The organism is Comamonas flocculans, from assembly GCF_007954405.1.
Taxonomy (GTDB): domain Bacteria; phylum Pseudomonadota; class Gammaproteobacteria; order Burkholderiales; family Burkholderiaceae_C; genus Comamonas_C; species Comamonas_C flocculans.
The window spans coordinates 2,086,442-2,112,900 of the sequence record NZ_CP042344.1 but is presented as its reverse complement, the minus strand read 5'-3'; the positions used below and the strand labels follow the sequence as shown (position 1 = coordinate 2,112,900).

The 26,459-nt window shown below is 70.2% G+C and carries 19 protein-coding genes; 3 read left to right on the top strand and 16 right to left on the bottom strand.

Annotated features, from left to right (window positions below; all coding sequences use genetic code 11):
* Positions 1 to 2: 2 nt before the first annotated feature.
* Positions 3 to 473 carry a cyanophycin metabolism-associated DUF1854 family protein gene (locus tag FOZ74_RS10140; protein WP_146912953.1) on the bottom strand — a complete coding sequence of 157 codons (471 nt, stop codon included), beginning with the start codon at positions 471 to 473 and terminating at the stop codon, positions 3 to 5.
* The gene (locus FOZ74_RS10135; protein WP_146912952.1) at positions 470 to 2,734 is read right to left on the bottom strand and encodes a cyanophycin metabolism-associated ABC transporter; all 2,265 of its coding nucleotides are present in this window, start codon (positions 2,732 to 2,734) and stop codon (positions 470 to 472) included. The genes FOZ74_RS10140 and FOZ74_RS10135 overlap by 4 nt, the downstream gene beginning before the upstream one ends.
* Positions 2,735 to 2,928: 194 nt before the next feature.
* On the opposite strand from FOZ74_RS10135, the gene FOZ74_RS10130 reads away from it, so the two are divergent.
* From FOZ74_RS10130 to FOZ74_RS10120, 3 genes are read left to right on the top strand one after another with little or no spacing between them, the layout of a single operon-like run.
* Positions 2,929 to 5,103 carry a cyanophycin synthetase gene (locus FOZ74_RS10130; RefSeq protein ID WP_146912951.1) on the top strand — a complete coding sequence of 725 codons (2,175 nt, stop codon included), beginning with the start codon at positions 2,929 to 2,931 and terminating at the stop codon, positions 5,101 to 5,103.
* 57 nt (positions 5,104 to 5,160) lie between these two features.
* The gene (cphA, locus tag FOZ74_RS10125) at positions 5,161 to 7,737 is read left to right on the top strand and encodes a cyanophycin synthetase (protein WP_146912950.1); all 2,577 of its coding nucleotides are present in this window, start codon (positions 5,161 to 5,163) and stop codon (positions 7,735 to 7,737) included.
* A gap of 5 nt (positions 7,738 to 7,742) precedes the next feature.
* Complete coding sequence (locus tag FOZ74_RS10120) at positions 7,743 to 8,222, top strand: CreA family protein (protein ID WP_146914166.1); 480 nt, start codon at positions 7,743 to 7,745, stop codon at positions 8,220 to 8,222.
* 108 nt (positions 8,223 to 8,330) lie between these two features.
* Here the strand turns inward: FOZ74_RS10120 and lpxC are convergent, their stop codons facing one another.
* From lpxC to rsmH, 14 genes are all read right to left on the bottom strand, one after another.
* Entirely contained in the window at positions 8,331 to 9,254 is a 924-nt protein-coding gene (lpxC, locus tag FOZ74_RS10115) for a UDP-3-O-acyl-N-acetylglucosamine deacetylase (protein WP_146912949.1), read from the bottom strand.
* Positions 9,255 to 9,456: 202 nt separating this feature from the next.
* A complete protein-coding gene (gene ftsZ, locus FOZ74_RS10110; protein ID WP_146912948.1) occupies positions 9,457 to 10,668 on the bottom strand; it encodes a cell division protein FtsZ in 1,212 nt (403 codons plus the stop codon).
* A gap of 175 nt (positions 10,669 to 10,843) precedes the next feature.
* The gene (gene ftsA / locus FOZ74_RS10105; RefSeq protein ID WP_146912947.1) at positions 10,844 to 12,073 is read right to left on the bottom strand and encodes a cell division protein FtsA; all 1,230 of its coding nucleotides are present in this window, start codon (positions 12,071 to 12,073) and stop codon (positions 10,844 to 10,846) included.
* A 9-nt stretch (positions 12,074 to 12,082) separates the two neighbouring features.
* A complete protein-coding gene (locus FOZ74_RS10100) occupies positions 12,083 to 12,898 on the bottom strand; it encodes a cell division protein FtsQ/DivIB (RefSeq protein WP_146912946.1) in 816 nt (271 codons plus the stop codon).
* On the bottom strand, positions 12,895 to 13,875 hold the full coding sequence (locus tag FOZ74_RS10095; protein WP_146912945.1) for a D-alanine--D-alanine ligase: 981 nt from the start codon (positions 13,873 to 13,875) through the stop codon (positions 12,895 to 12,897). The genes FOZ74_RS10100 and FOZ74_RS10095 overlap by 4 nt, the downstream gene beginning before the upstream one ends.
* The gene (gene murC / locus FOZ74_RS10090) at positions 13,872 to 15,305 is read right to left on the bottom strand and encodes a UDP-N-acetylmuramate--L-alanine ligase (protein WP_146912944.1); all 1,434 of its coding nucleotides are present in this window, start codon (positions 15,303 to 15,305) and stop codon (positions 13,872 to 13,874) included. The genes FOZ74_RS10095 and murC overlap by 4 nt, the downstream gene beginning before the upstream one ends.
* Entirely contained in the window at positions 15,302 to 16,369 is a 1,068-nt protein-coding gene (gene murG / locus FOZ74_RS10085; protein ID WP_146912943.1) for an undecaprenyldiphospho-muramoylpentapeptide beta-N-acetylglucosaminyltransferase, read from the bottom strand. Before murG ends, murC begins: the two co-directional genes overlap by 4 nt.
* 82 nt (positions 16,370 to 16,451) lie before the next feature.
* Positions 16,452 to 17,723, bottom strand: a complete 1,272-nt coding sequence (gene ftsW, locus FOZ74_RS10080) for a putative lipid II flippase FtsW (RefSeq protein ID WP_146912942.1) — start codon at positions 17,721 to 17,723, stop codon at positions 16,452 to 16,454.
* Positions 17,720 to 19,435: a UDP-N-acetylmuramoyl-L-alanine--D-glutamate ligase gene (murD, locus tag FOZ74_RS10075; protein WP_146912941.1), complete on the bottom strand. Its 1,716-nt coding sequence runs from the start codon at positions 19,433 to 19,435 to the stop codon at positions 17,720 to 17,722. The genes ftsW and murD overlap by 4 nt, the downstream gene beginning before the upstream one ends.
* On the bottom strand, positions 19,432 to 20,610 hold the full coding sequence (gene mraY, locus FOZ74_RS10070; protein ID WP_146912940.1) for a phospho-N-acetylmuramoyl-pentapeptide-transferase: 1,179 nt from the start codon (positions 20,608 to 20,610) through the stop codon (positions 19,432 to 19,434). Before mraY ends, murD begins: the two co-directional genes overlap by 4 nt.
* Positions 20,607 to 23,492, bottom strand: coding sequence for a bifunctional UDP-N-acetylmuramoyl-L-alanyl-D-glutamate--2,6-diaminopimelate ligase MurE/UDP-N-acetylmuramoyl-tripeptide--D-alanyl-D-alanine ligase MurF (gene murF, locus FOZ74_RS10065; RefSeq protein WP_255437557.1), 2,886 nt, complete (start codon positions 23,490 to 23,492; stop codon positions 20,607 to 20,609). Before murF ends, mraY begins: the two co-directional genes overlap by 4 nt.
* Positions 23,489 to 25,240, bottom strand: coding sequence for a peptidoglycan D,D-transpeptidase FtsI family protein (locus tag FOZ74_RS10060; RefSeq protein WP_146912939.1), 1,752 nt, complete (start codon positions 25,238 to 25,240; stop codon positions 23,489 to 23,491). The genes murF and FOZ74_RS10060 overlap by 4 nt, the downstream gene beginning before the upstream one ends.
* Positions 25,237 to 25,536 (bottom strand): cell division protein FtsL, encoded by a 300-nt coding sequence (ftsL, locus tag FOZ74_RS10055; protein ID WP_146912938.1) that lies wholly within the window; start codon positions 25,534 to 25,536, stop codon positions 25,237 to 25,239. The genes FOZ74_RS10060 and ftsL overlap by 4 nt, the downstream gene beginning before the upstream one ends.
* The gene (gene rsmH, locus FOZ74_RS10050; RefSeq protein ID WP_146912937.1) at positions 25,533 to 26,459 is read right to left on the bottom strand and encodes a 16S rRNA (cytosine(1402)-N(4))-methyltransferase RsmH; all 927 of its coding nucleotides are present in this window, start codon (positions 26,457 to 26,459) and stop codon (positions 25,533 to 25,535) included. Before rsmH ends, ftsL begins: the two co-directional genes overlap by 4 nt.

Below are 26,459 nucleotides of genomic sequence, written 5' to 3'. Positions count from 1 at the left end.
AGCTATAAAAACCGCTCAAGCAGCTTGCGCGACGTCTTGTCCAGCTGGCGCAGGTCGGGAATGCGCAGCTGCAGCCCGTCGCTCGCGCTGATGCGCAGCTGCGTGCGCTCGGCGAGGCGGCGGATGTCCTCCTCGCCCTTGAGCACGAAGCTGGTCGCCCCGCGGTCGGTTTCCACCTGCCAGGTGCTGGGCGTGGAAAAGCTCGACACCGAGACGATGCGCCGGATCTCGGGCACCAGCTCGCGCACGCGCAGGTCGTCCTCGACGAGCGCGCGCGCCGGCGCGGGCAGATCCGCCAGGCGCTCTATCCAGATGAGTTCCTTGCCCTCGGGGCCGACCAGCGACAGGCCCTCGTCCGGCGCGGCGATCGGAAAGGCGCGCACCGGCGTGACGCCCACGTGCTCGCTGCCATCGGCCAGATGCAGCACCAGGCGGCCATGGGCATTGCGTCGCAGTTCGAACAATCGGCTCATGCGGCCACCCCTTCTTCTTCGGCGGCGCGCCGGGCCTGGGCCTGGTACAGGCGCCAGTAGGCGCCCTCGCGCGCCATGAGTTCATCGTGCGGGCCGACTTCGACGATCTCGCCGCGGTCCATGACCACAAGTCGGTCGGCCTTGCGCAGCGTGGACAGGCGGTGGGCGATCGCGATCGTGGTGCGCCCCTGCACCAGGTTGTCCAGCGCCTTCTGGATTTCCTTCTCGGTCTCGGTATCCACGGCCGAGGTGGCTTCGTCCAGAATGAGCACGCGCGGGTCGATCAGCAGCGCGCGCGCGATCGAGATGCGCTGGCGCTCGCCGCCGGACAGGCCCTGGCCGCGCTCGCCCACCAGCGAGTCGTAGCCCAGCGGCAGGCGCAGGATGAAGTCGTGCGCATGCGCGGCGCGCGCGGCGGCGATGATCTCGGCGCGCGTGGCCTCAGGCTTGCCGTAGGCGATGTTCTCGGCCACGGTGCCAAAGAACAGGAAGGGCTCCTGCAGCACCAGGCCGATGTGGCGGCGCCAGTCGCTCACCGCCAGGCGGCGGATATCGACACCGTCCACGCTGATGGATCCATCGGCCACGTCGGAAAAGCGGCTGATCAGGTTCACCAGCGTGCTCTTGCCCGAGCCGCTGTGGCCCACCAGGCCGATCATCTCGCCGGGTCGTATCGCCAGCGACAGGTTCTTGATCACCGTGCGGCTGCCGTAGCGAAACACCACGCCCTGCAGCGCGATCGCGCCCTCCACGCGCGGCAGGCGCACAGGGTTGACCGGCTCGGGCACGTTGCTCACGTGGTCCAGGATGTCGAAGATGCGCTTGGCGCCGGCCGCCGCCTTCTGCGTGACCGAGACGATGCGGCTCATGGAATCGAGCCGCGTGTAGAAGCGCCCGATGTAGGCCAGGAAGGCGGTGAGCACGCCGACGGTGATCTGCCCGCCCGCCACCAGCCAGATGCCGAAGGCCCAGACCACGAGCAGGCCGATCTCGGTGGCCAGCGTCACCGTGGGCGAGAACAGGCTCCAGGTCTTGTTCAGCCGGTCGTTGGCCTGCAGGTTGCGCTGGTTGGCGACGCGAAAGCGCTCGGCCTCGCGCGCCTCCTGCGCGAAGGCCTTGACCACGCGGATGCCAGGGATGGTGTCGGCCAGCACGTTGGTCACCTCGCTCCAGATGCGGTCCATCTTCTCGAAGCCGGTGCGCAGGCGGTCGCGCACGCTGTGGATCATCCAGGCGATGAAGGGCAGCGGCACCAGCGTGACCAGCGCGAGCCAGGGGTTGATCGACACGAGGATGACGGCGGTCATCACCATCATCAGCACGTCGGTGGCGAAGTCGAGCGCGTGCAGCGACAGGAAGACGTTGATGCGGTCCGTCTCCGAGCCTATGCGCGCCATCAGGTCGCCCGTGCGCTTGCTGCCGAAATAGTCCAGCGACAGGCGCAGCAGGTGCTCGTAGGTGGCGGTGCGCAGGTCGGCGCCGATGCGCTCGGACACCAGCGCCAGCACCCAGGTGCGCGCCCAGCCCAGGCCCCAGGCGACGAGCGCCGCCGCGAGCAGGCCACTCAGGTACAGCGCGACGGTGGACACTGGGATGCTCTTGCCGTCCTGAAACGGGATCAGCACCTCGTCCATCAGCGGAATCGTCAGGTAGGGCGGCACCAGCGTGGCGGCCGTGGAGAGCAGCGTGAGCACGAAGCCCAGCAGCAGCTGCCTCCTGTAGGGCCGGGCAAAGCGCCACAGCCGCAGCAGCACCCAGGTGGAGGCGCGCGGCTCTTCCTCGCGCAGGCCGCAGACCGGACATTCGTCGCTGCCCTCGGGCAGCGGGGTGTGGCAGCGCGGGCAGTTCTGGCCGTCTTCGGGCTCGGGCGCCATGCCGCCGTGCTGGCCCAGCGCGGCGACCGCGCGCTGGAAGTGGTGCTGGAAATCGAGCGCCCCGGGGTGGTGCGTGAGCGTGAAGCGCCACAGCGCCAGGCGCTCGTGCGCGTCGTGCAGCTCCAGCGTGCCCACGCCCGAGGCGTCGAACTCCTGCAGCAGCAGCCCGGGGGCCAGCGGCCACTGGCGCAGCGCGCCAGCGGCGGTGCGCGCCAGCAGGCGCCGGTCGGTCAGCGCCAGGGTGGTGGCGGCAAAGTGCAGCTGCTCGTCCAGGTCAACCTGCAGCACGGCCAGCACGTTCTCGCTGGGTGCAAGCATGTCTTGCCAATCGGTTTTCAGGGAATCTGCCAGGGCGCCCGGGGCGCCCGTCTCACGGTGATGTTGCATTGCTTGATTCTTGAACACGGCGGCCGCTCGCGCCCGCCCGCCGGCGATGCACCAGGGTCCGGGCGAGCTCCCCGAGCCTGCGCATGCCGCAGTCCAGAGTAACGCCCGCACCCGCCCGGCGGCTGACAGCGGCTTGTAGCATCATCGCGTTTTTCGCCCCGCGGCGGCCTTTTTCCACCCTCCACGCCTGACCCATGCCACGCTTCGACGACATACAACTGCTGCGCACCACCTACCTGCGCGGGCCCAGCATCTGGACCTACCAACCGGTGCTCGAAGTCTGGCTGGCGCTGGGCGCGCTGGAACAGCATCCGTCCAGCCAGCTCGCGGGTTTCAATGAACGGCTGACCGCCTGGCTGCCCGACCTGATCGAGCACCACTGCGGCGTGGGCACGCGCGGCGGCTTCATCGAGCGGCTGCACGAGGGCACCTGGATGGGGCACGTGCTGGAGCACGTCATCATCGAGCTGCTCAACCTCTCGGGCATGCCGGTCAAGTTCGGCCAGACGCGCGAGACCTCCACCAGCGGCACCTACCGCATGGTGTTCCGCTGCCCCGAGGAGGCGGTGGCGCGCGAGGCGCTGGCGCGCGGCCATGCGCTGATCATGGCGGCGATCAACGACCAGCCCTTCGACCTCAAGGCCGCCATCCAGGCGATCAAGACCGCGATCGACGACAACTACCTGGGCCCGAGCACCGCCTGCATCGTGGACGCCGCGCAGGAGCGGCGCATCCCGCACGTGCGCCTGAACGACGGCAACCTGGTGCAGCTGGGCTACGGCGCCGCGCAGCGGCGCATCTGGACCGCCGAGAGCGACCAGACCAGCGCCATCGCCGAAGGCATCGCCCAGGACAAGGACCTGACCAAGCGCCTGCTGGCCGCCGCCGGCGTGCCGGTGCCCGAGGGCGTGATCGTGGCCAGCGCCGACGAAGCCTGGGAAGCGGCGCAGGACATCGGCCTGCCCGTCACCGTCAAGCCCAGCGACGGCAACCATGCGCGCGGCGTGACGCTGGAGCTGTACAAGCAGGAGAACATCCGCACCGCCTTCGCGCTGGCGGACCAGGAAGGCTCGCAGGTCATCGTCGAGCGCTACATCCAGGGCATGGAACACCGCGTGCTGGTGGTCGGTGGCAAGGTGGTGGCCGCCTGCCGCGGCGAGCAGGTGTTCGTGACGGGCGATGGCAAGCAGACGCTGGCCGAGCTGGTGGCCGAGCTCAACCGCGATCCGCGCCGCGGCATCGAGGAGGAGTACCCGCTGGAACTGCTGGATCTGCAGCTGCCCAACATCCAGCTCGAGCTCGCGCGCCAGGAGGTGACGCCCGAGACCGTGCCGGCGCCCGGCCGCCAGGTGCTGCTGCAGCGCAACGGCAACATGGCGATCGACTGCACCGACGAGCTGCACCCCGACGTGGCGTATTACGCCGAACTGGCGGCGCGCGTGGTGGGGCTGGACATCGCCGGCATGGACCTGATCCTCAAGGAAGCGGGCCGGCCGATGAAGGAGCAGGACGGCGCCATCCTCGAGGTCAACGCCGGCCCGGGCCTGCTGATGCACCTCAAGCCCTCCAGCGGCGCGCCGCGCCCCGTGGGCCAGGCGATCGTCGAGCACCTGTTCCCCGGCAGCAGCGAACCGGGCAGCGACGCCGGGCGCATTCCCATCGTCGGCGTCGCGGGCTCGCGGCACAGCGCCTTCATCGCGCGCCTCGTGGGCTGGATGCTGCAGCTGTCGGGCAAGCTCACCGGCATCGCCAGCAGCGAGGGCATGTTCATCGCCGGGCGCCAAACGCAGACGATCGACACCGCCAACTGGACCGGCGCCCACCGGCTGCTGACCAACCGTCTGGCCGAAGCGGTGGTGGTGCAGACCAGCGCCCGCTCCATCCTGCAGGAAGGTCTGGCCTACGACCGCTGCCTGGTCGGCCTGGTGACCGACATGGACGGCTGGGAGCAGCTGGCCGACCACGATGTGCGCGCGGCCGAGCAGATGGTGCGCGTGCTGCGCACCCAGATCGACGTGGTGCTGCCCCACGGCGCGGGGGTGCTGAACGCCGACATCGCCAGCGTGGCCGAGCTCTCGGTGCTGTGCGACGGCGAGGTGCTGCCGTACTCCCTCTCAGCCGACAACGCCTTCATCGCCACGCACCGCCAGAGCGCAAGCGCCCGCGCGGTCTTCCTGCGCGGCGAGGACTTGGTGCTGGCCACCGGCGCCAAGGAGCGCGTGCTCGGGCGCCTGGCCCTGCTGCGCCCCGCCCAGGGCGACAGCCACGCGCCCGCAGCGCTGCTGGCGGCCAGCGCCTGCGCCTGGGCGCTGGGCATAGCGCCGGACCTGATCGCGGCCGGCATCAGGACCTTTGAGTACAAAATTTGATAGCTGTTACCGCATATCCCATAAGCGTAAAACCCCGATTTCACTTGAATTTTTACCATGCAGATCCTTCGCACCCGCGCCTTGCGTGGCCCCAACCTCTGGACGCGCAGCACCGCCATCGAGACCATCGTGCACTGCGACGCGAGCGAGCACGACATCGGCAGCGGCTCGGCCTTTGAAGAGCGCCTGCGCGCACGCTTTCCCGAAGTCGGCGCGCTGCTGCCGCAGGGGGCGGAGCAGGCGGTCTCGCTCGCGCACGTGCTGGAAGCGGCCGCGCGCCAGCTGCAGGCGCAGGCGGGCTGCCGCGTCACCTTCAGCCGCACGCACGAGACGGTGGAGGCCGATACCTACCAGGTGGTGGTCGAATACACCGAGGAAGAAGTCGGGCGCCGCGCCATGCTGGAGGCCGAGCAGCTGATCCGCGCGGCCCTGGCCGACACGCCCTACGACACCGCCACCACCCTGGCCGAGCTGCGCGAGCTCGACCAGGAAGTGCGCATGGGCCCGTCCACGCGCAACATCATCGACGCGGCCCTTGCGCGCGGCATACCCTACCGGCGCCTGACCTCGGGCTCTCTGGTGCAGCTGGGCTGGGGCGTGAAGGCGCGGCGCATCCAGGCGGCGGAGCTGGACATGACCAGCGCCGTGGCCGAATCCATCGCCCAGGACAAGGATCTGACCAAGCGCCTGCTGCACGCCGCCGGCGTACCGGTGCCGCTGGGCCGTCCGGTGCACGACCTGGACGACGCCTGGTCGCTGGCGCAGGAGGTGGGCCTGCCGGTGGTGGTCAAACCGCGCGACGGCAACCAGGGCAAGGGCGTGACGGTGAACATCAGCTCGCGCGAGCAACTGCGGGCCGCCTGGGCGACGGCGCTCGAATACGGCAGCGAAGTCATGCTCGAGCGGTTTCTGCCGGGGCACGACTTTCGCCTGCTGGTGGTGGGCAACCAGATGGTCGCCGCCGCGCGGCGCGAGCCGCCGCAGGTGCTGGGCGACGGCGAGCACAGCGTGCGCGAGCTGGTGGACATCGTCAACCAGGACCCGCGCCGCGGCAGCGGCCACGGCACCGCGCTGACCAAGGTGCGCCTGGACGACATTGCCCTGGCGCGCCTGGCCAACGAGGGCATGACGCCCGAATCCGTGCCGGCGCAGGGCCAGCGCGTGGTGCTGCGCCACAACGCCAACCTGTCCACCGGCGGCAGCGCCACCGACGTGACCGACGACGTGCATCCCGACATCGCCGCGCGCGCGGTGGACGCGGCCCAGACCATAGGCCTGCACATCTGCGGCGTGGACGTGATCTGCGAATCGATGCTCAGGCCGTTGGAGGAACAGGGCGGGGGCATCGTCGAGGTCAACGCCGCGCCGGGCCTGCGCATGCACCTCTCGCCCTCGTTCGGCAAGCCGCGCAACGTGGGCGTACCCATGATCGACGCGCTCTTTCCCCCGGGCGAAGATGGCCGCATTCCCGTGGTCGCCGTGACCGGCACCAACGGCAAGACCACCACCACCCGCCTCATCGCCCACCTGTGCAGCGCGCATGGCTGGACCACCGCGATGACCAACACCGACGGCGTGTACGTCGGCGGGCACCAGATCGACAGCGGCGACTGCTCCGGCCCCAAGAGCGCGCGCAACGCCCTCGCCCATCCCGACACGGAGGCGGCGGTGCTCGAATGCGCGCGCGGCGGCATTCTGCGCGAGGGACTGGGCTTCGACCAGTGCCAGGTGGCCGTGGTCACCAACATCGGCGCGGGCGACCACCTGGGACTGAACTACATCACCACGGTGGAAGACGTGGCGGTCTTGAAGCGCGTGATCGTGCAGAACGTGGCGCCCACCGGCTGGGCCGTACTCAACGCGGCCGATCCGCACTGCGCGGCCATGGCGCACGTGTGTCCGGGCAAGGTGATCTTCTTCGCGCAAGACCGCCACCATCCGGTGATGGTCACGCACCGCGCGCAAGGCGGGCGCGTGGTCTACGTGGACGAGGGGCGGATCGTGGCCGCCGAGGGCTCCTGGCGCGAGAGCATCCTGCTGCGCGATATCCCGCTCACGCATGGCGGGCTGATCGGCTTTCAGGTGGACAACGTGATGGCGGCCGTGGGCGCGGCCTGGGGCACGGGCCTGCCGTGGGACACGGTGCGCCGGGGCCTGGCAAGCTTCGAGAGCAGCACCGACAGCGTGCCGGGGCGCTTCAACGTCATGGACTACCACGGCGCCACCATCATCGCCGACTACGGCCACAACCCCGACGCCATCCGCGCGCTGGTGCAGGCGACGCAGGCCATGCCCGGCGCGCACCGCGCCGTGGTCATCAGCGGCGCGGGCGACCGGCGCGACCAGGACATCACCGAGCAGACGGAAATCCTGGGCAGCAGTTTCGACGACGTGATCCTTTACCAGGACGCCTGCCAGCGTGGCCGCGCCGACGGCGAGGTGCTCGCGCTGCTGCACAAGGGCCTGCAGGGCGCGAGCCGGGCAAGCTACGTCACCGAGGTGCATGGCGAGTTCCTGGCCATCGACCACGCGCTGGCGCGCCTCAGGCCGGGCGACCTGTGCCTGGTGCTGGTGGACCAGGTGCAGGAGTCGCTTGCGCACCTGCAACAACGCTGCCAGGAGCCACACCTGTGAAGCGCCTGGCGACCCTGTTTGCGACCGGCGCCGCGCTGCTGCTGGCGGGCCTTGCCGCCGCGGCCTCGGGCGAGCGCATCGGCAGCGTGGACACGGCCTTTCAGTGGCTGGGGCGCGACCACGACATCATCGTCGAGGCCTATGACGACCCGCGCGTGCAGGGCGTCACCTGCTACCTCTCGCGCGCCCGCATGGGCGGCATCAAGGGCACGCTGGGCCTGGCCGAAGACCGCGCCGAGGCCTCGATTTCCTGCCGCCAGGTCGGGCCCGTGGCCTTTGCCCAGCCAATCAGGCAGCAGGAACAGGTGTTCAGCGAACGCATCTCGCTCGTCTTCAAGCGCCTGCGCGTGGTGCGCATGGTGGACGAGAAGCGCAATGCGCTGGTCTACCTGACGTATTCGGACAAGCTGATCGACGGCTCGCCGCAGAACAGCGTCACCGCCGTGCCCCTGGATCCGGCGGCTCCGATTCCGCTCAGGAAGTAGCCCGCAGGGGGTTTGCCCTTGCGCCGGGCAGCCCCGCGGGATGCCGCAGGCACTGTCGCGGCAGGGCCACGCGCACCCAGACGGCCCGCGCTTGCGGGCGAAAGCGCATCACCAGGCGGCGACCGGCCGGCTGAAGCCCTGGGGCGCTTCGCGCTCGCTGTCGAAGCTCACCAGCTCCCAGGCATCCGGCTGCGCCAGCAGCGCGCGCAGCAGCTGGTTGTTCAGCGCGTGTCCGCTGCGAAACGCGCTGTAGGCGGCAAGCAGCGGGTGACCGACGAGGTAGAGGTCGCCCATCGCATCCAGGATCTTGTGCCGCGCGAACTCCTCGTCGTAGCGCAGGCCGTCGCTGTTGAGCACCTTGTAGTCGTCCATGACGATGGCGTTGTCCAGCCCGCCGCCCAGCGCCAGGCCGTTGGCGCGCAGCATTTCCACGTCCTTGGTGAAGCCGAAGGTGCGCGCGCGGGCAATGTCGCGCGCGTAATTGCCCTGCCCCAGATCGAACTCGGCACTCTGGCCGGTGGAATCGACCGCAGGGTGCGCGAAGTCGATCTCGAAGCGCAGCTTGAAGCCGTGGTAGGGGTCCAGGCGCGCCCACTTGAGCTGCTGGCCCTCACCGTCCCGCACTTGCACCGCATGCTTGATGCGCATGAAGCGCTTGGGCGCGTTCTGCAACTGCACGCCGGCCGACTGCAGCAGGAACACGAAGGAGGCCGAGGAGCCATCCAGGATGGGCACTTCCTCGGCGGTGATGTCCACGTAGAGGTTGTCCAGCCCCAGGCCCGCGCAGGCGGACATCAGGTGCTCGACGGTGTGCACCTTGGCGCCGTGCGCGCCTATGGTGGAGGCCATGCGCGTGTCCACCACCGCCTCGGCCGAGACGGGGATGTCCACCGGCTCGGGCAGGTCGATGCGCCGGAACACGATGCCGGTATCGGGCTGCGCCGGGCGCAGCGTCAACTCCACCCGTTGGCCGCTGTGCAGGCCCACGCCCACGGAGCGGGTCAGCGTCTTGATCGTGCGTTGCTGCAGCATGCGGCGATTTTAGTGGGCCGCCGGCTTGTCGGCCGGCCCGGCGCCGCTATCGCTTCGATAGAGGACAAGCGCCTGCGCACGCGCACGCAGCAGGGTGGCCGCGCAAGGGCCGCCGCGCCGCGCCGGCTGCGTCCCCCTGCCCAAGCGCACAAGCGCGCAGAGCGAGGGGGAAGGCGCGAAAGCCCCTCAGGGCGGTCCCTGTTCAGTCCGCCTGCTTGCGCAGGAAGGCGGGGATTTCCAGCTCGTCCATGCCGCCCGAGGACATCGCATCGACGCGCGCGCTCGCCTGCGAGCGGTTGTTGCGCCAGACGCTGGGCACGGCCATGCTGTTGTAGTCGCCGCGCACGCCGCCGGTGCCGAGCGCGCCGGCCATGGTCGCCGGCACGTAGGGCAGGTTGTCGGTGCCGGTGCGCTGGCCGCCCTGCACCACCTGGATGTTCTGGCGCCGCGCGGCGACGCTGGACAGGCCGGTGGCCACGACGGTGACGCGGATCTCGTCGCCCAGGCTGTCGTCGTAGGCGGCACCGAAGATCACGTGCGCATCGGGCGAGGCGTAGGCGTTGATGGTGTTCATCGCCAGGCGCGACTCGGACAGCTTCAGGCTGCCCTTGCTGGCCGTCACCAGCACCAGCACGCCCTTGGCGCCCGACAGGTCTATGCCTTCGAGCAGCGGGCAGGCGATGGCCTGCTCGGCGGCAATGCGCGCGCGGTCCGGCCCGTTGGCGGTGGCCGTGCCCATCATGGCCTTGCCGGGCTCGCCCATGACGGTGCGCACGTCTTCGAAGTCGACGTTGATCTGGCCGTACTCGTTGATGATCTCGGCAATGCCGCCCACGGCGTTCTTGAGCACGTCGTTGGCGTGCGCAAAGGCCTCTTCCTGGGTGATGTCGTCGCCCAGCACCTCGAGCAGCTTCTCGTTGAGCACGACGATGAGTGAATCGACGTTGGCTTCGAGGTCCGCCAAACCCTCGTCGGCGTTCTTCATGCGCCGGCTGCCCTCCCAGGCAAAGGGCTTGGTGACCACGCCCACGGTGAGGATGCCCATCTCCTTGGCGACGCGCGCGATCACCGGCGCGGCGCCCGTGCCCGTGCCCCCGCCCATGCCGGCGGTGATGAAGAGCATGTGCGAGCCGGCGATCGCCTGGCGGATGTCGTCCTCGGCCAGCTCGGCCGCCTCGTGCGCCTTCTCCGGCTTGCTGCCCGCGCCCAGGCCGTTGGCGCCCAGCTGCACCGTCTGGTGCGCCGAGCTGCGCAGCAACGCCTGCGAATCGGTGTTGGCGCAGACGAACTGCACGCCCTGCACGCCGCGCGCGATCATGTGCTCCACGGCATTGCCACCGCCGCCGCCCACGCCTATCACCTTGATCTGCGTGCCCTGGTTGAATTCTTCGGTCTCGATCATTTCGATGGCCATGTGCTTGCTCCTGAGTGGATTTGAAAAACGCTGGAAACGGATGGAAAACGGGAATCGATGGGACGCTCTCGCGCGGGCGGAGGAGGTCGGCCGCAACATCGCCATCGACCGCGCTTGCGTCGCGGGGCGTGTGCCCTGACTGGCAGGCTGGCCCGGAAAGTGTCAAAACTGCACATCAGAAATTCCCCACGATGAAATCCTTGAAACGGCCCAGCGCGGTCTTCATCGAACCGTTCTTGGACGCCACCTTGAAGCCGCGCATGTGGGCGATGCGCCCCTCTTCGAGCAGCCCCATGACGGTGGCCGCGCGCGGCTGGGCCACCATGTCGGACAGTGCGTTGGCGTAGTGCGGCAGGCCGCGGCGCACGGGCTTGAGGAAGATGTCCTCGCCCAGCTCCACCATGCCCGGCATGACGCTGGAGCCGCCGGTGAGCACTATCCCCGAGGACAGCACCTCCTCGAAGCCCGAATCACGGATCACCTGCTGCACCAGCTGGAAGATTTCCTCCACGCGCGGCTCGATCACGCCGGCAAGCACCTGGCGCGTGAGCATGCGCGGGTCGCGGTCGCCCAGGCCCGGCACCTCCACCTGGGCCTCGGGGTCGGCCAGCAGCTGCTTGGCGCAGCCGTGCTCCACCTTGATGTCCTCGGCGTCCTTGGTCGGGGTCCTGAGCGCCATCGCGATGTCGCTGGTGATCAGGTCGCCCGCGATCGGCAGCACCGCGGTATGGCGGATCGCGCCGCCGGCGAAGATGGCGATGTCGGTCGTGCCCGCGCCGATGTCCACCACCGCCACGCCGAGCTCGCGCTCGTCGTCGGTCAGCACCGCCTGGCTGCTGGCCAGCGGGTTGAGCAAGAGCTGCTCGACTTCCAGCCCGCAGCGGCGCACGCACTTGATGATGTTCTCCGCCGCGGCCTGCGCACCGGTGACGATGTGCACCTTGGCCTCCAGGCGGATGCCGCTCATGCCGATCGGCTCCTTGACCTCGTTGCCGTCGATGACGAACTCCTGCGGCTCCACCAGCAGCAGGCGCTGGTCGCTGGAGATGTTCACCGCCTTGGCCGTCTCCACCACGCGCGCCACGTCCGCCTGGCTCACTTCCTTGTCCTTGATCGCCACCATGCCGGCCGAATTCAGTCCGCGGATGTGGTTGCCGGTGATGCCGGTATAGACGCGCTGGATCTTGCAGTCGGCGATCAGCTCGGCTTCCTTGAGCGCCTGCTGGATGCTGTGCACCGTGGCCTCGATGTTCACCACCGCGCCGCGCTTGAGGCCGTTGCTCGGCGCGACGCCCAGGCCGGCCAGCTTGAGCCCGCCGCCCTCGAGCACCTCGGCCACGGCGACCATGATCTTGGCCGTGCCGATATCCAGGCCCACGATGACGTCTTTGCTGTCCCTTGGCATCTGCTCTTCCTAGCCTCTGTGGTTTTTCGGTGCGGCGCGCGGCGCGGAGGGGGCGTCGCCACCGAGGGTGTTCACGCCCTTCAGGCGCAGCGCGTAGCCGTTGGGGTAGCGCAGGTCGGCGTACTGCAGCTGCGCCAGGCTGCGCTGCTGGCCGTGCGCCACCTGGGCGAGCGTTGCCGCCAGGCGGCGCACGCGCGCCAGCAGCAGCGGCGCCTCGCCACTGCCCAGCTCCAGCGCCGCGCCACTGTCCAGTTGTACATGCCAGCTGCCGTGCGCACTCAGTGCCAGCGTCTGCACCCGCGAGTCGAGCGGCGCCAGCGCCGGCACGAGCTGGCGCAGCATGGCCAGCATGGGGCCCGCCTGCTCCTTCGGACCGACGAGGCGCACCAGCGCCTCATCCTCCACGGCCGAGACGTCGGCGTGGAAGACCTCGCCCTCGGGGTTGACCAGCGCCTCGGCGCCCTCTTCACCCCAGAGCGCCGCGGCCTGCTGCTCCTGCACGCGCACCTGCAGCGCATGCGGGAAGATGCGCTGCACCTGCACGCTCTTGACCCAGGGCACCTGCTCGAAGGCGCGGCGCACGCGCTGCAGATCGACGGTGAAGAAGTTGCCTGCCAGCGCCGGCGCCACCTGGCTGCGCAGCCGCGCCGCGTCCACGCGCGCGAGCTCGCCGCCCACGCTCACGCGGGTGAGCGCAAACAGCGGCAGGCGCGCGGCCCAGCTGCCCAGCGCCCACAGCAGCGCGGCGGCGCAGCCCAGCAGCAACAGGCCCGCCGTCCAGTTCATCAGGCGCACGTCCAGCGGCAGCGGGCTTGCGGGGTTCATGCCCTCACCTCCCTGCCCTGCCAGGCGTCGAGCGACGCACCGGCAAGAATCTGCAGGCACAGCGCTTCATAGCTCAGGCCGCTGGCGCGCGCGGCCATGGGCACCAGCGAATGCCCGGTCATGCCCGGCGAGGTATTGATCTCCAGCAGAAAGGGCTGGCGGTCGCTGGCGCGCACCATGATGTCGGCGCGCGCCCAGCCGCGGCAAGCAAGCGTGCGGTAGGCCGCCAGCGACAGCGCGCGCAGGGCCTGCTCCTCCTGCTCGGGCAGGCCGCTCGGGCAGTCGTAGCGCACCACGTCGGTGTAGTACTTGTTCTGGAAGTCGTAATTGCCGCCCGGCGCGACGATGCGGATGATGGGCAGCGCCTGCGCACCCGCACCCTGGCCGAGCAGCGCGCAGGTGGTTTCCTCGCCCGCGACGAACTGCTCGCACAGCACCTCGCTGTCGTGGCTCGCGGCCAGCCGGTAGGCGGCCTGGCACTGCCCGGCATGCAGCACCTTGGTCAGGCCGAGCGTGGAGCCCTCGCGCACCGGCTTGACGATCATCGGGCTGCCCAGCTCGGCAAAGGCCTGGGCGCATTCGGCGGCCGAGCCGACGAGCCGCCAGTCGGGCGTGGGCAGGCCTTCGGCGCGCCAGATGCGCTTGGTCATGGTCTTGTCCATGGCGACGGAGGAGGCCATCACGCCCGGGCCGGTGTAGGGAATGCCCAGCAGTTCCAGCGCGCCCTGCACGGTGCCATCCTCTCCATGGCGCCCATGCAGCGCGATGAAGCAGCGCGCGTAGCCTTCACGCCGCAGCTCGCACAGCGCGCGCGCCGCGGGGTCGAAGGCGTGCGCGTCGACGCCGCGCGCGCGCAGCGCCTGCAGCACGCCCTGGCCGGAAAGCAGGGAGATCTCGCGCTCGGCCGAATCGCCACCCATGAGCACCGCGACCTTGCCCAGTGCAGCGACGTCCATTTTTGGGTCAAACTGGCTCATTGCGCCCGTCCTTCCTGCGCATGCAGCTCTCTTTTTTGTATCAACTGCGCGGTACGGGCGGCCGCCGTGCCGATCGAGCCCGCGCCCATGCACAGCAGCACGTCGCCGCCGCGCGCCAGGCGCGCGATCTGCGCGGGCAGCTCGGCCACGTCCTCGATGAAGACCGGCTCCACCTTGCCGGCCACGCGCAGCGCGCGCGCCAGGGCCCGGCCGTCGGCCAGCGCGATCGGCTCTTCGCCGGCGGCATAGACCTCGGTGAGCAGCACCGCGTCGGTGCTGCCCAGCACCTGCACGAAGTCTTCGAAGCAGTCGCGCGTGCGGGTGTAGCGGTGCGGCTGGAAGGCCACCACCAGGCGCCGCCCGGGGAAGGCGCCGCGCGCGGCGGCGATGGTGGCGGCCATCTCCACCGGGTGGTGGCCGTAGTCCTCGATCAGCGTGAATTGCCCGCCGCCCGCGGCCGGCAGCTCGCCATGGCTCTGGAAGCGCCGGCCCACGCCGGTGAAGCCGGCCAGGGCCTGCAGGATGGCCTCGTCGGGCACGCTCAGCTCGGTGGCCACGGCGATCGCGGCCAGGGCGTTGCGCACGTTGTGCTCGCCCGCCAGGTTCAGCACCACCTGCAGGTCGGGCAGCGTCACACCGTTGCGCCGCTGCACGGTGAAGTGCATCTGCGTGCCCGCGGCGCGCACGTCCAGCGCACGCACCTCGGCGTCTTCGCCCAGGCCGTAGCGCGTGATCGGGCAGGTCAGGCGCGGCGCGATCTCGCGCACCGCGGGGTCGTCCACGCAAAGCACGGCGGTGCCGTAGAAGGGCATGCGGTGCAGGAAGTCGACGAAGGCCTGCTTGAGCCGGCCGAAGTCGTGGCCGTAGGTGTCCATGTGGTCGGCGTCGATGTTGGTGACGACCGCCATCACCGGCAGCAGCTTGAGGAAGGACGCATCCGACTCGTCGGCCTCCACCACGATGTATTCGCCCTTGCCCAGCCGGGCGTTGCTGCCCGCGCTGTTCAGCCGCCCGCCGATCACGTAGGTCGGGTCCAGCCCGCCCTGGGCGAGCACGCTGGCCACCAGGCTCGTGGTCGTGGTCTTGCCGTGGGTGCCGGCGATGGCGATGCCCTGACGCAGACGCATCAGCTCGGCCAGCATCACCGCGCGCGGCACCACCGGGATCTTGCGCGCGCGCGCCGCCAGCACCTCGGGGTTGTCGCCGTGCACCGCGGTCGAGGTGACCACCGCATCGGCCCCGGCCACATGCGCGGCCGCGTGGCCGACGTGGGTCTGCACGCCCAGCTGCTGCAGGCGCCTGAGCGTGGCGCTGTCGCTCTGGTCCGAGCCCGAGACGGTGTAGCCCAGGTTGTGCAGCACCTCGGCGATGCCGCACATGCCCGAGCCGCCCACGCCGACGAAGTGGATGTGGTGGATCACGTGCTTCATGCGGCCAGCTCCTCGCAGGCGGCAGCCATCTCGCGCACGGCCTGAATCTTCTGCATTTTTTTGGCTTCCAGCGCTTTGTGCACAAGCGCTGGGCGCTCCCATTTTTCTATCATTTCGGCCAGTCCCTCGGGCGTGAGGTCGGCCTGCTGCACCAGCCAGGCCGCACCCGCATCCACCAGAAAGCGCGCATTGGCCGTCTGGTGGTCGTCGACCGCGAACGGGAAGGGCACGAAGAGCGCGGCGCAGCCCACGGCGGCGATCTCGGCGACGGTGCTGGCGCCGGCGCGACAGACCACCACGTCGGCATCGGCAAAGGCCTGCGCCATGTCGTCAATGAAGGGCAGCAAGCGGCCTTGCACGCCGGCAGCTTCATAGTGGGCGCGCAAGGCGTCGAGCTGCTTGTCGCCGCTCTGGTGGGTGACGACGGGGCGGCGCTCGGGCGCGATCAGGGCCAGCGCCTTGGGCACTACCTCATTGAGTGCGCGCGCGCCCAGGCTGCCGCCCACCACCAGCAGCCGCAAGGGGCCGCTGCGCCCGGCAAAGCGCTCCTGCGGTCCGGGTTGGGCGGTGAAGGCGGCGCGCAGCGGGTTGCCCACCCACTGGCCCTTGCGAAACACGCCGGGGAAGGCGGTGAAGATGCGCTCGGCCACACCGGCCAGCACCTTGTTGGCCAGGCCGGCGACGGAATTCTGTTCGTGCAGCACCAGCGGCTTGCCCGCCAGCACCGCCATCATGCCGCCGGGAAAGCTCACATAGCCGCCAAAGCCCACGACCACGCCGGGCTGGACGCGGCGCACCACGACCAGCGCCTGCCAGAAGGCCCTGAGCAGCCTGAGCGGCAGCAGGGCCAGCGCCACCACGCCCTTGCCGCGCACACCGGAAAAATCGATGGTCTCGAGCGCAAAGCCCTCGGCCGGCACGATGCGCGCCTCCATGCTGCCCGGCGTGCCCAGCCAGTGCACGCGCCAGCCGCGCGCGCGCAGCTCCTGCGCCAGGGCGAGGGCCGGAAAGATGTGCCCGCCGGTGCCTCCGGCCATGACGAGAGCGGTCCCGGGGGCGGTCATGTGCGGCCTCCGCGCATGACGGCGCTACGCGCCTTGCCGCGCTGACGCGCAGCATGCAATTTGTTTTGATGAAACAAGCTTCTCATACGCGGCCTCCGCGCATGAGAAGTTTGTTTTCATAGTCCACCCTGAGGACGACGGCGAGCGCCACCAGGTTCATCAGGATGGCCGAGCCGCCATAGCTCATCAGGGGCAGCGTCAGCCCCTTGGTGGGCAGTGCGCCCAGGTTCACGCCCACGTTGATGAAGGCCTGAAAGCCTATCCACACCGCCACGCCCTCGGCCACGAGGCCGGAGAACACGCGGTCCAGCGCGATCGCCTGGCGGCCGATCAGCATGATGCGCCGCGTGAGCCAGAGAAAGGCGACGATGAGCGTGAGCACGCCCACGAGGCCCAGCTCCTCGCCGATCACCGCAAGCAGGAAGTCGGTATGCGCCTCGGGCAGCCAGCTGAGCTTTTCCACGCTGGCGCCCAGGCCGACGCCGAAGATCTCGCCGCGGCCAATCGCGATCAGCGCATGCGAGAGCTGGTAGCCCTTGCCCAGCGCATGGTCCTCGCTGAACGGGTCGAGGTAGGCGAAGATGCGCTCGCGCCGCCAGGGCGAAGACCAGATCATCAGCGCGAACGCCGCCACCAGGATGAGCGCGATCAGAAAGAACATGCGCGCGTTCACCCCGCCCAGGAACAGGATGCCCATGGCGATCACCGCGATCACCATGAAGGCGCCCATGTCCGGCTCGGCCAGCAGCAGGCCGCCGACGATGGCCACCGCCGCGGCCATGGGCAGCACCGCGCGGAAAAAGCGCTCCTTGACCTCCAGGCGGCGCACCATGTAGCCGGCGGCGTAGATCAGCACCGCGAACTTGGCCAGCTCCGAGGGCTGGAAGTTCATTACCCCGAGGCTGAGCCAGCGCCGCGCGCCGTTGACCATCACGCCCACATGCGGGATCAGCACCACGACCAGACTGGCAATCGATGCGATGAACAGCCAGGGCGCAATACGCTCCCAGGCGTCCATCGACACCTGGAACGCGAGCAGCGCCGCGACGAAGCCGACGGCGATGGCCGACAGGTGGCGCAGCACGAAGGTGGTGGCGCTGACGTGGCCGAAGCGCGGGTTGTCCTGCATCGCGATCGAGGCGGAATAGACCATCACCACGCTGAAGGCCAGCAGCAGCACCACCACCCAGAGCAGCGACTCGTCAAAGCCCAGCACCCGCGCAGGCACCGCGGCGGTGCGGCGCAGCTCCATGCCGCCGATGCGCACCGGCAGCTGGTCCACGCTTTCGCGCGGCTCGGCGGCGCGCCGGCCCAGCCAGCGCTGCCACAGCCCGGGCTTGAACGTGGCCGTCATGCGCCGCCTCCCGCGGCCGCCACGCCGCCAGCTGCGGCCAGCTCCCGCACTGCCTCGCCGAAGACGCGGGCGCGGTGCTTGTAGTTGTCGAACATGTCCAGACTGGCACAGGCGGGCGAGAGCAGCACCGCGTCGCCCGAGTGCGCCGCGCGGGCCGCCTGCACGACCGCCTGCTCCAGCGTGGCGGCTTCGACCAGCGGCACGCCACAGGAAGCCAGCACCTGCGCGATGCGCGGGCCATCACGCCCGATCAGCACCACCGCACGCGCATGGCGCGCCACGGGCCGGGCCAGCGGCGAGAAGTCCTGCCCCTTGCCGTCGCCACCCAGAATCACCACCAGACGGCGATCAACCCCCAGGCCATCGAGGGCCGCCACGGTGGCGCCCACGTTCGTGCCCTTGCTGTCGTCGAAATACTCCACGCCATCGACCACGGCAAGCGACTCCACCCGGTGCGGCTCGCCCCGGTATTCGCGCAGCGCATGCAGCAGGGGCCCCAGCGCACAGCCGGCCGCCTGCGCAAGGGCCAGCGCCGCCAGCGCGTTGCTGGCGTTGTGCCGACCGTGGATGCGCAAGGCATCGACGGGCATGAGGCGCTGCAGGCTCACGTCCTGCGCGCCGGCCCCGCGCCGGCCGGTGTCTTGCTCGTTCAGGGCATGCACCAGCCAGGCGATGCCATGGGCGGTTTCCATGCCGAAGTCGCCCGGCGCACGCGGCAGGTCGGTGCCAAAGCTCAGATGCGGGCGCTGCCGGGGCCCGCGCAGCTTGACCGGCACCGGCGGGGGCAGCATCTGCATCACCAGCGGGTCTTCGCGGTTGAGCACCATCAGCGCCTGCGTGCCGAAGATGCGCGCCTTGGCGTCGGCATAGGCCTGCATGCTGGCGTGCCAGTCCAGGTGGTCCTGGCTCAGGTTGAGCACCGTCGCGGCGGTGGGCTCGAAGTCCTGCACGCCATCGAGCTGGAAGCTCGAAAGCTCCAGCACCCAGACCTCGGGCAGGCTCGCGGCCCGCAGGTGCTGCTGCAGGGTATCGAGCAGGGTCGGGCCGATGTTGCCCGCCACCGCCACGCTGCGCCCGGCCTGCGCCACCAGTTTGCCGGTGAGCGAGGTCACCGTGGTCTTGCCGTTGGTGCCGGTGACCGCCAGCACCGCGGGCGCGTAGCCGAACTGCGCCTTGAGCAGGCGCAGCGCATCGGCGTACAGGTCCAGCTCGCCCACCACGCGCGCACCGGCTTCCCGGGCCGCCTGGCCAAGTTCGGCAATCTCGCCGGGGCGCAGGCCGGGCGAGCGCGCCAGCATGGTGATGCCTTGAACCAGGGCCGGCGTGAAGGCACCGCCGGTGAAGGCGACCTGCGGCAGCTCGGCTTGCAGCTCGGCCAGGTGCGGCGGCGCCGCACGCGTGTCGGCCACGGTCACCTGGGCGCCGCGCGCGGCGCACCAGCGCGCCATCGCCAGGCCCGAATCGCCCAGGCCCAGCACCAGCACGCGCTGGCCGGCCAGGGGTTGCCAGCCATCGCCCACGGCGAGTGGGTCGGCCTGCAAGGCCGCCTCTTGCACGGCCGGCCCGGCCTCGGCGGCGGGCGCGGCGCCAGCCGCCAGTTCGCCCTGCTGCACCTCGGCAAACAGGCGCGCCACGTACTCGGCGGCCTCGGCCGCTTTCGATGGCGGCGCCTCGGCCGGCGCGGGACTGTGGGTGGGCAGTGGCTCGTTCATCGCAGTTTCAGCGTGGCCAGGCCCACGAGGCACAGCAGCATGGTGATGATCCAGAAGCGCACCACCACCTGCGTCTCCTTCCAGCCGCTCTTTTCGAAATGGTGGTGCAGCGGCGCCATCTTCAGGATGCGCCGCCCCTCGCCGTAGCGGCGCTTGGTGTACTTGAACCAGGTGACCTGCGCCATCACCGAGATGGCCTCGACGACGAAGATGCCGCCCATGATCGCGAGCACGATTTCCTGGCGCACGATCACCGCTATCGTGCCCAGCGCCCCGCCCAGGGCCAGCGCCCCCACGTCGCCCATGAAGATCTGCGCCGGATGGGTGTTGAACCACAGGAAGGCCAGGCCCGCCCCCGCCATGGCCGCGCAGAACACCAGCAGCTCGCCCGAGCCCGGAATGTGCGGAAACAGCAGGTAGCGCGCATAGACCGCATTGCCCGTCACGTAGGCAAAGATGCCCAGGGCCGAGCCCACCATGATCACGGGCATGATGGCCAGGCCATCCAGGCCGTCGGTGAGGTTGACCGCGTTGCTCGCCCCCACGATCACCAGGTAGGTGAGGATGACGAAGCCCAGCACGCCCAGCGGATAGCTCACCTCCTTGAAGAAGGGCACGAGCAGCCCCGCCTTGGGCGGAAGATCCAGCGAAAAGCCCGACTGCACCCAGGTGAGGAAGAGCTCGAACACCCGCACGTTGGAGTCGCCCGAGATGCTGAACACCAGGTAGAGCGCGGCAAACAGGCCGATGAGCGACTGCAGCAGGTACTTCTGCCCCGAGCGCATGCCTTCGGGGTCCTTGTTCACCACCTTGCGCCAGTCGTCCACCCAGCCGACCGCGCCCATGCCCAGGGTGACGGCCAGCACGATCCAGACGAAACGGTTGGACAGATCGAACCACAGCAGGGTGGAAACCGTGATGCCCAGCAGGATCAGCACCCCGCCCATGGTCGGCGTGCCGCTCTTGACCAGGTGCGACTGCATGGCATAGCCGCGCACCGGCTGACCGATCTTGAGCGCGGTGAGCATGCGGATCACGCGCGGGCCCGCCACCAGGCCGATCACTAGCGCCGTCATCGCCGCCATCAGTGCGCGCAGCGTCAGGTACTGGAACACGCGCAGGAAGCCGAACTCGGGCGACAGGCCCTGCAGCCACTGGCTGAGCCACAGGATCATGCGCCGCCCTCCTCGATGGCCCGCACCACGCGCTCCATGCGCATGAAACGCGAGCCCTTGACCAGCACGCTGGCCGTCTGCGGCAGACATTCGAGCAGCCTGGCGATGAGCGCCGGCGCATCGTCGAAATGCCGGGCACCCTCACCAAAGGCCTGCGCCGTGTGCCGGGAGAGCTCGCCCAGCGCAAGCAGCTGCTCCACGCCCTGGGCACGCGCATAGCTGCCTGCCTCGGCATGGAACTGTGGCCCCTGGCTGCCGACCTCGCCCATGTCGCCCAGCACCAGCAGGCGCGGCGCGGGCAAGCTCGCCAGCACGTCGATGGCGGCGAGCACCGAGTCCGGGTTGGCGTTGTAGCTGTCGTCCACCACGCTCAGGCGGTGTCCGCGCCGCTGCAGCGCAAACGCCCGCGAGCGGCCGCTGACCGGGCGAAATTGCGTCAGTCCCTGCGCCAGCACCTGCAACGGGGCACCGGCGGCCAGAGCACAGGCCGCCGCCGCCAGGGCATTGCGCACGTTGTGCCGCCCGGCAATCGACAAGCGCGTTGCAAAATCGCCCGCGGGCGTGCGCACCGCCAGCTGCCACGCGCCGTCCTGCCACTGCGCCTGCGTGCAATGCACGTCGGCCGCGGCACCGTCACCGAAGGTGACGACGCGCCGCTGGCCAGCCAGGTCATGCCACAGCGGGCTGTATTCGTCGGCATGCGGAAAGACGGCCACGCCGTCGGCGGGCAGCGCCTGCAGCACCGCACCGTTTTCACGTGCCACCGCCTGCACGCCGTGCATGAATTCCTGGTGCTCGCGCTGGGCGTTGTTCACCAGCGCCACCGTGGGCTGGGCCATGGCGGCCAGCGCGGCGATCTCGCCCGGATGGTTCATGCCCAGCTCGACCACCGCGGCGCGGTGTGCGGGGCGCAGCCCCAGCAGCGTCAGCGGCACGCCGATGGCGTTGTTCAAGTTGCCGCGCGTGGCCAGGGCGGCGTCGCCCAGCCAGGCCCGAAGGATGGCCGCCACCATCTGGGTGACCGTGGTCTTGCCGTTGCTGCCGGTCACCGCCACCAGCGCCAGCGCATGCTGCGCGCGCCAGGCCGTGGCCAGCGCGCCCAGGGCCTGCAGCGTGTCGGGCACGGTGATGCCGGGCAGGCCAGCGGCTTCAAGCCCGTGCTCCGCCAGCGCCCCGGCCGCACCGGCGGCGCGCGCCTGGGGCAGAAAGTCATGCGCATCGAAGCGCTCGCCCTTGAGCGCGACGAACAGGTCGCCCGGCTGCAGGCTGCGGCTGTCGCTGTGCACACGCATCAGGGGCGTGGCGCCGTCGCCCACGAGGCGCGCCGCCGGCACGCGGGCCTGCAGCAGCGCATGCGCCTGTGCCAGCGTGCACATCGGGGCCGGCGCGCCCGCGCGGCGCCGCAGTGCGGCCCGTGCGTGCTCGGCGTCGGAAAAAGGGTGGCGCACCCCGGCCGCTTCCTGGTAATCCTCATGGCCCTTGCCGGCGATCAGCACCACGTCGCGCGCATCCGCCTGCGCCAGGGCCTGGGCAATCGCAAGCGCGCGGTCGGCTTCGACCTGAACCGCGTCCGCCGCCGCGCGCATGCCGGTCAGCACCTGGGCGATGATGGCCCCCGGCGCCTCGCTGCGCGGGTTGTCGCTGGTGAGCACGCAGCGCTCGGCACCGGCCTGCGCGGCGGCGCCCATCAAGGGGCGCTTGCCGGCATCGCGGTCCCCGCCGCAGCCGAACACGCACCACAGCCGCCCGCCGCGCTGGCGTGCCAGCGGGCGCAGCGCCGCAAGCGCCTGGGCGAGCGCATCGGGCGTGTGCGCGTAGTCCACCACGGCCAGCGGCTGGCCGGCGAGCGCCACCTGCTGCATGCGTCCGGGCACCGGCACCAGATCGGCGCAGGCCGCGCAGGCAGCCGCCAGCGGCACGCCAAGCGAGCGCAAAGTGGCAATCACGCCCAGCAGGTTGGCCACGTTGTAGTCGCCCACCAGACGCGTGGCCAGGCTGGCGCACTGGCCGCCCTCGACCACGTCGAAGCTCAGACCCTCGGGCGCATGGCACAGGTTTTCGGCGCGCAGGCGCGCGGGCACGGCGACGGCCACGCTCCACAGGTCCAGCGCCCGCGGCGCAAGCTCGGCATGCAGGCGCGCGCCGTGCGCGTCGTCCACGTTGACCACGGCTGCGCGCAGGCCCGGCCAGTCGAACAGGGCACGCTTGGCCTGCCAGTAGGCCGCCATGCTGCCGTGGTAGTCCAGGTGGTCCTGGGTGAAATTGGTGAAGATCGCGGTGTCGATGCGCGTGCCCCCCAGGCGCTGCTCGACGATGCCTATGGACGACGCCTCGATCGCGCAGGCACGCAGACCCGCGCCCAGCAGGTCCGCCAGCGCCTGCTGCAGCACAACGGGGTCGGGGGTGGTCAGACCGGTGCGCGCGAGCCGGGGCAGCATTCCCACACCCAAAGTGCCCACAAACCCGCACCCACCAAGCGCAATCAGCTCCTTTTTTGCAAGTTTTTCAACAGCCTGCGCCAGCCACCAGGCCGTGCTGGTCTTGCCGTTGGTTCCGGTCACCGCCAGCACGCGCATCTGCGCGCTGGGCTCGCCCAGCCAGGCGCTGGCGATGGCGCCGGCCCGCGCCTTCAGGTCGGGGCAGCGCACAACCCGGGGCGCATTGGCCTCGGGTACGACCGTGGCCGCGTCCAGCACGCAGGCACCGGCGCCGCGCGCGAGTGCGTCCCGGGCGTGCGCCCATGCCGCCTCCGGCGCGCTGTTCCAGGCGAGAAAGCCGTCGCCGGGCGCCACCTTGCGGCTGTCGGCGCGCAGCCTGCCGCCCACCCGCGCGCGCAGGAAGGCCAGCGTCTGCTCCACGGTGCCAGGCACGGTCGCGCTCACAGCAGCGGCTCCTCGATCGGGTTGGAGACGATGAGCGGCTTGACCGCCAGGTCGGGCGCCACGCCCATCAGGCGCAGGGTCTGCTGCACTACCTCGCTGAACACCGGGCCCGAGACCGCGCCGCCGTAGTACACGCCGGCCGAGGGCTCGTCGATCATCACACCCACGATGATGCGCGGCTGGTCGATGGGGGCCATGCCGGTGAACCATGCACGGTACTTGCCGGCGGCATAGGTCTTGCCCACCTGCTTGCGTGCGGTGCCCGACTTGCCGCCTATGGAGTAGCCCATGGTTTGCGCCTTCTGGCCCGTGCCGCCCGGCCCGGCCGCCAGCCACAGCATGTGGCGCACCAGCCGCGCATTGGCCGGGGAGAACACCCGCGTGCCGACGGGCGCCTCGCTGCGCCTGAGCATGGTCGCCGGGATGACCACGCCGTCGTTGGCAAACACGGTGTAGGAGCGCGCCATCTGGAACAGCGATGCCGAGAGCCCATAGCCGTAGGCCATGGTGGCCTGCTCCACCGGCTTCCAGCTCTTCCAGGGCCGCAGGCGCCCGCTGGCCGCGCCGGGGAAGGCGAGCTCGGGCCTTTGCCCGTAGCCCAGGGCGGTGTGCACCGTCCACATCTCCTGCGCCGTCATGCGCTGGGCGACCTTGAGCGCGCCGATGTTGCTGGACTTCTGAATCACCCCGTCCACGGTGAGCGCGCCGTAGTTGTGCGTGTCCGAAATGGTGAACTTGCCCAGCGCATAGCGCCCCGGCGAGGTGTCGATGATGGTGTCGTGTCTGACCCGCCCAAGCTCCAGCGCCATCCCTATGGTGATGGGCTTCATGGTCGAGCCGGGCTCGAAGGTGTCGGTCAGCGCGCGGTTGCGCAGCTGCTCGCCGGTGAGGTGGCGCCGGTCGCTCGGGTCGTAGCTGGGGTAATTGGCCAGCGCCAGCACCTCGCCGGTGTGCGCGTCGAGCACCACCACGCTGCCGGCCTTGGCCTTGTGCGCGATCACGGTGTCGCGCAGCTTCTGGTAGGCGAAGAACTGGATCTTGCTGTCCACCGACAGCTGGATGTCGCGCCCGTCCACCGGCGGGGTTTCGGTGCCCACGCCCTCCACCACGCGCCCGCGCCCATCCTTGATCACGCGCAGCGAACCGGGCTTGCCCGCCAGTTCGTCGTCGAACGCGAGCTCCATGCCCTCCTGGCCGTGGTCCTCGACGTTGGTGAAACCCACCACGTGGGCCACCGACTCGCCCTCGGGGTATTCGCGCTTGTACTCCTTGCGCAGGTACAGGCCCTTGATGCCCAGCGCCATGATCTTCTGGCCCACGTCCCAGTCGAGCTGGCGCTTGAGCCAGACGAAGGTCTTGTCCTCGTCGGCCAGGCGCGCCGTGAGTCGCTCCAGCGGCATGTCCATGAGGCGCGCCGCTTCCTTCAAGCGCTGGCGCACCGTGGGCTGCTGGTCTTCCACGTCCTCGGGAATGGCCCAGATGCTGGCGGCCGGCACGCTGGAAGCGAGGATCAGGCCGTTGCGATCCAGCAGGCGGCCGCGGTGCGCGGGCAGCTCCAGCGTGCGCACGAAGCGCACCTCGCCCTGGCGCTTGAAGAAGTCGCTGTGAATGACCTGCACGTAGGTCGCGCGCACCGCCAGCGTGAGAAAGCCGAAGGCCACGAGCGCGACCACGAACTTGCTGCGCCACACCGGGGTGCGCGCGGCCAGCAGCGGGCTGGAGGCGTAGTTGACGCGGCGCCGGCTCATGGCTTGACCTCCGCGGCGGGCAGGAGAGGCGTGCCGTCGGCCGCGACGTACAGCGTCGTGGCGGGCGTGGGCGTGCGCATCTGCAGCTTGTCGCGCGCCAGGCGCTCGACGCGCAGCGGCGTGGCCTGCGCGCGTTTTTCCACCAGCAGGCGCTGGCGCTCGACCTCCAGCCGGCGCGCCTCGACGTTGGCGCGGTGCCATTCGGTGTTGAGCCGGCGCGACTCGTACTGCACCTGCACGAGCCACATGCCGCTGGCCATGACCGCCAGCAGCAGCACGATGCTCAGGCGCGTCACGCCGGCGCCTCCGTGCGTTCGGCCACACGCATCACGGCGCTGCGCGCGCGCGGATTGGCGGCAAGCTCGGCCGCGCCGGGGCGGATGCGCTCCAGCGCCTTCAGCGGCATGGCGCGCGGCGCGCTGGGCGGCAGGCGCCGGTCCACCGCTTCACGCGCATGGCGGGCGATGAACTGCTTGACGATGCGGTCTTCGAGCGAATGAAAGCTGATCACCACCAGCCGCCCGCAGGGCGCCAGCACCGTGAGGCACGCCTCTAGCGCCTGCCGGAGATCTTCGAGCTCGGCATTGATGAAAATCCGAAGAGCCTGAAATGTGCGCGTTGCCGGGTTCTGCCCGTGCTCGCGGGTGCGGACCGCGCCAGCCACGAGGTGGGCGAGCTCGGCAGTGGTCTGAACAGGCCCCTGCTTCTCGCGCCGAGCAACAATCGCCTTTGCAATGGCGCCAGCAAACCGTTCTTCACCATAGTCACGTATCACCTCCGCAATTGCAGACGGCTCGGCATGCGCGAGCCACTGGGCCACACTCTCCCCGCGCGTCGGGTCCATGCGCATGTCCAGCGGCCCGTCGAAGCGAAAGCTGAACCCGCGCCCGGGGGCGTCGATCTGCGGCGAGCTCACGCCCAGGTCGAGCAACACGCCCGCGACGCTGCCCGGCGCGAGCTGCGCCAGGCCCTTGAAACTCTCGTGGCGTATCGAAAAGCGCGTATCCGCCAGCGCCGCCGCCGTGGCGACGGCCTCGGGGTCCTTGTCAAACGCGATCAGGCGCCCGCCCGGACCGATGCGCTCGAGAATGCGGCGCGCATGCCCGCCGCGCCCGAAGGTGCCGTCGACAAACACGGCATTGGGCGCGGGCACCTCGCCCAACAGGGCGGTGACCGCCTCGTCGAGCAGGACCGAGGTGTGTGAAGCGGCGCAACCCAC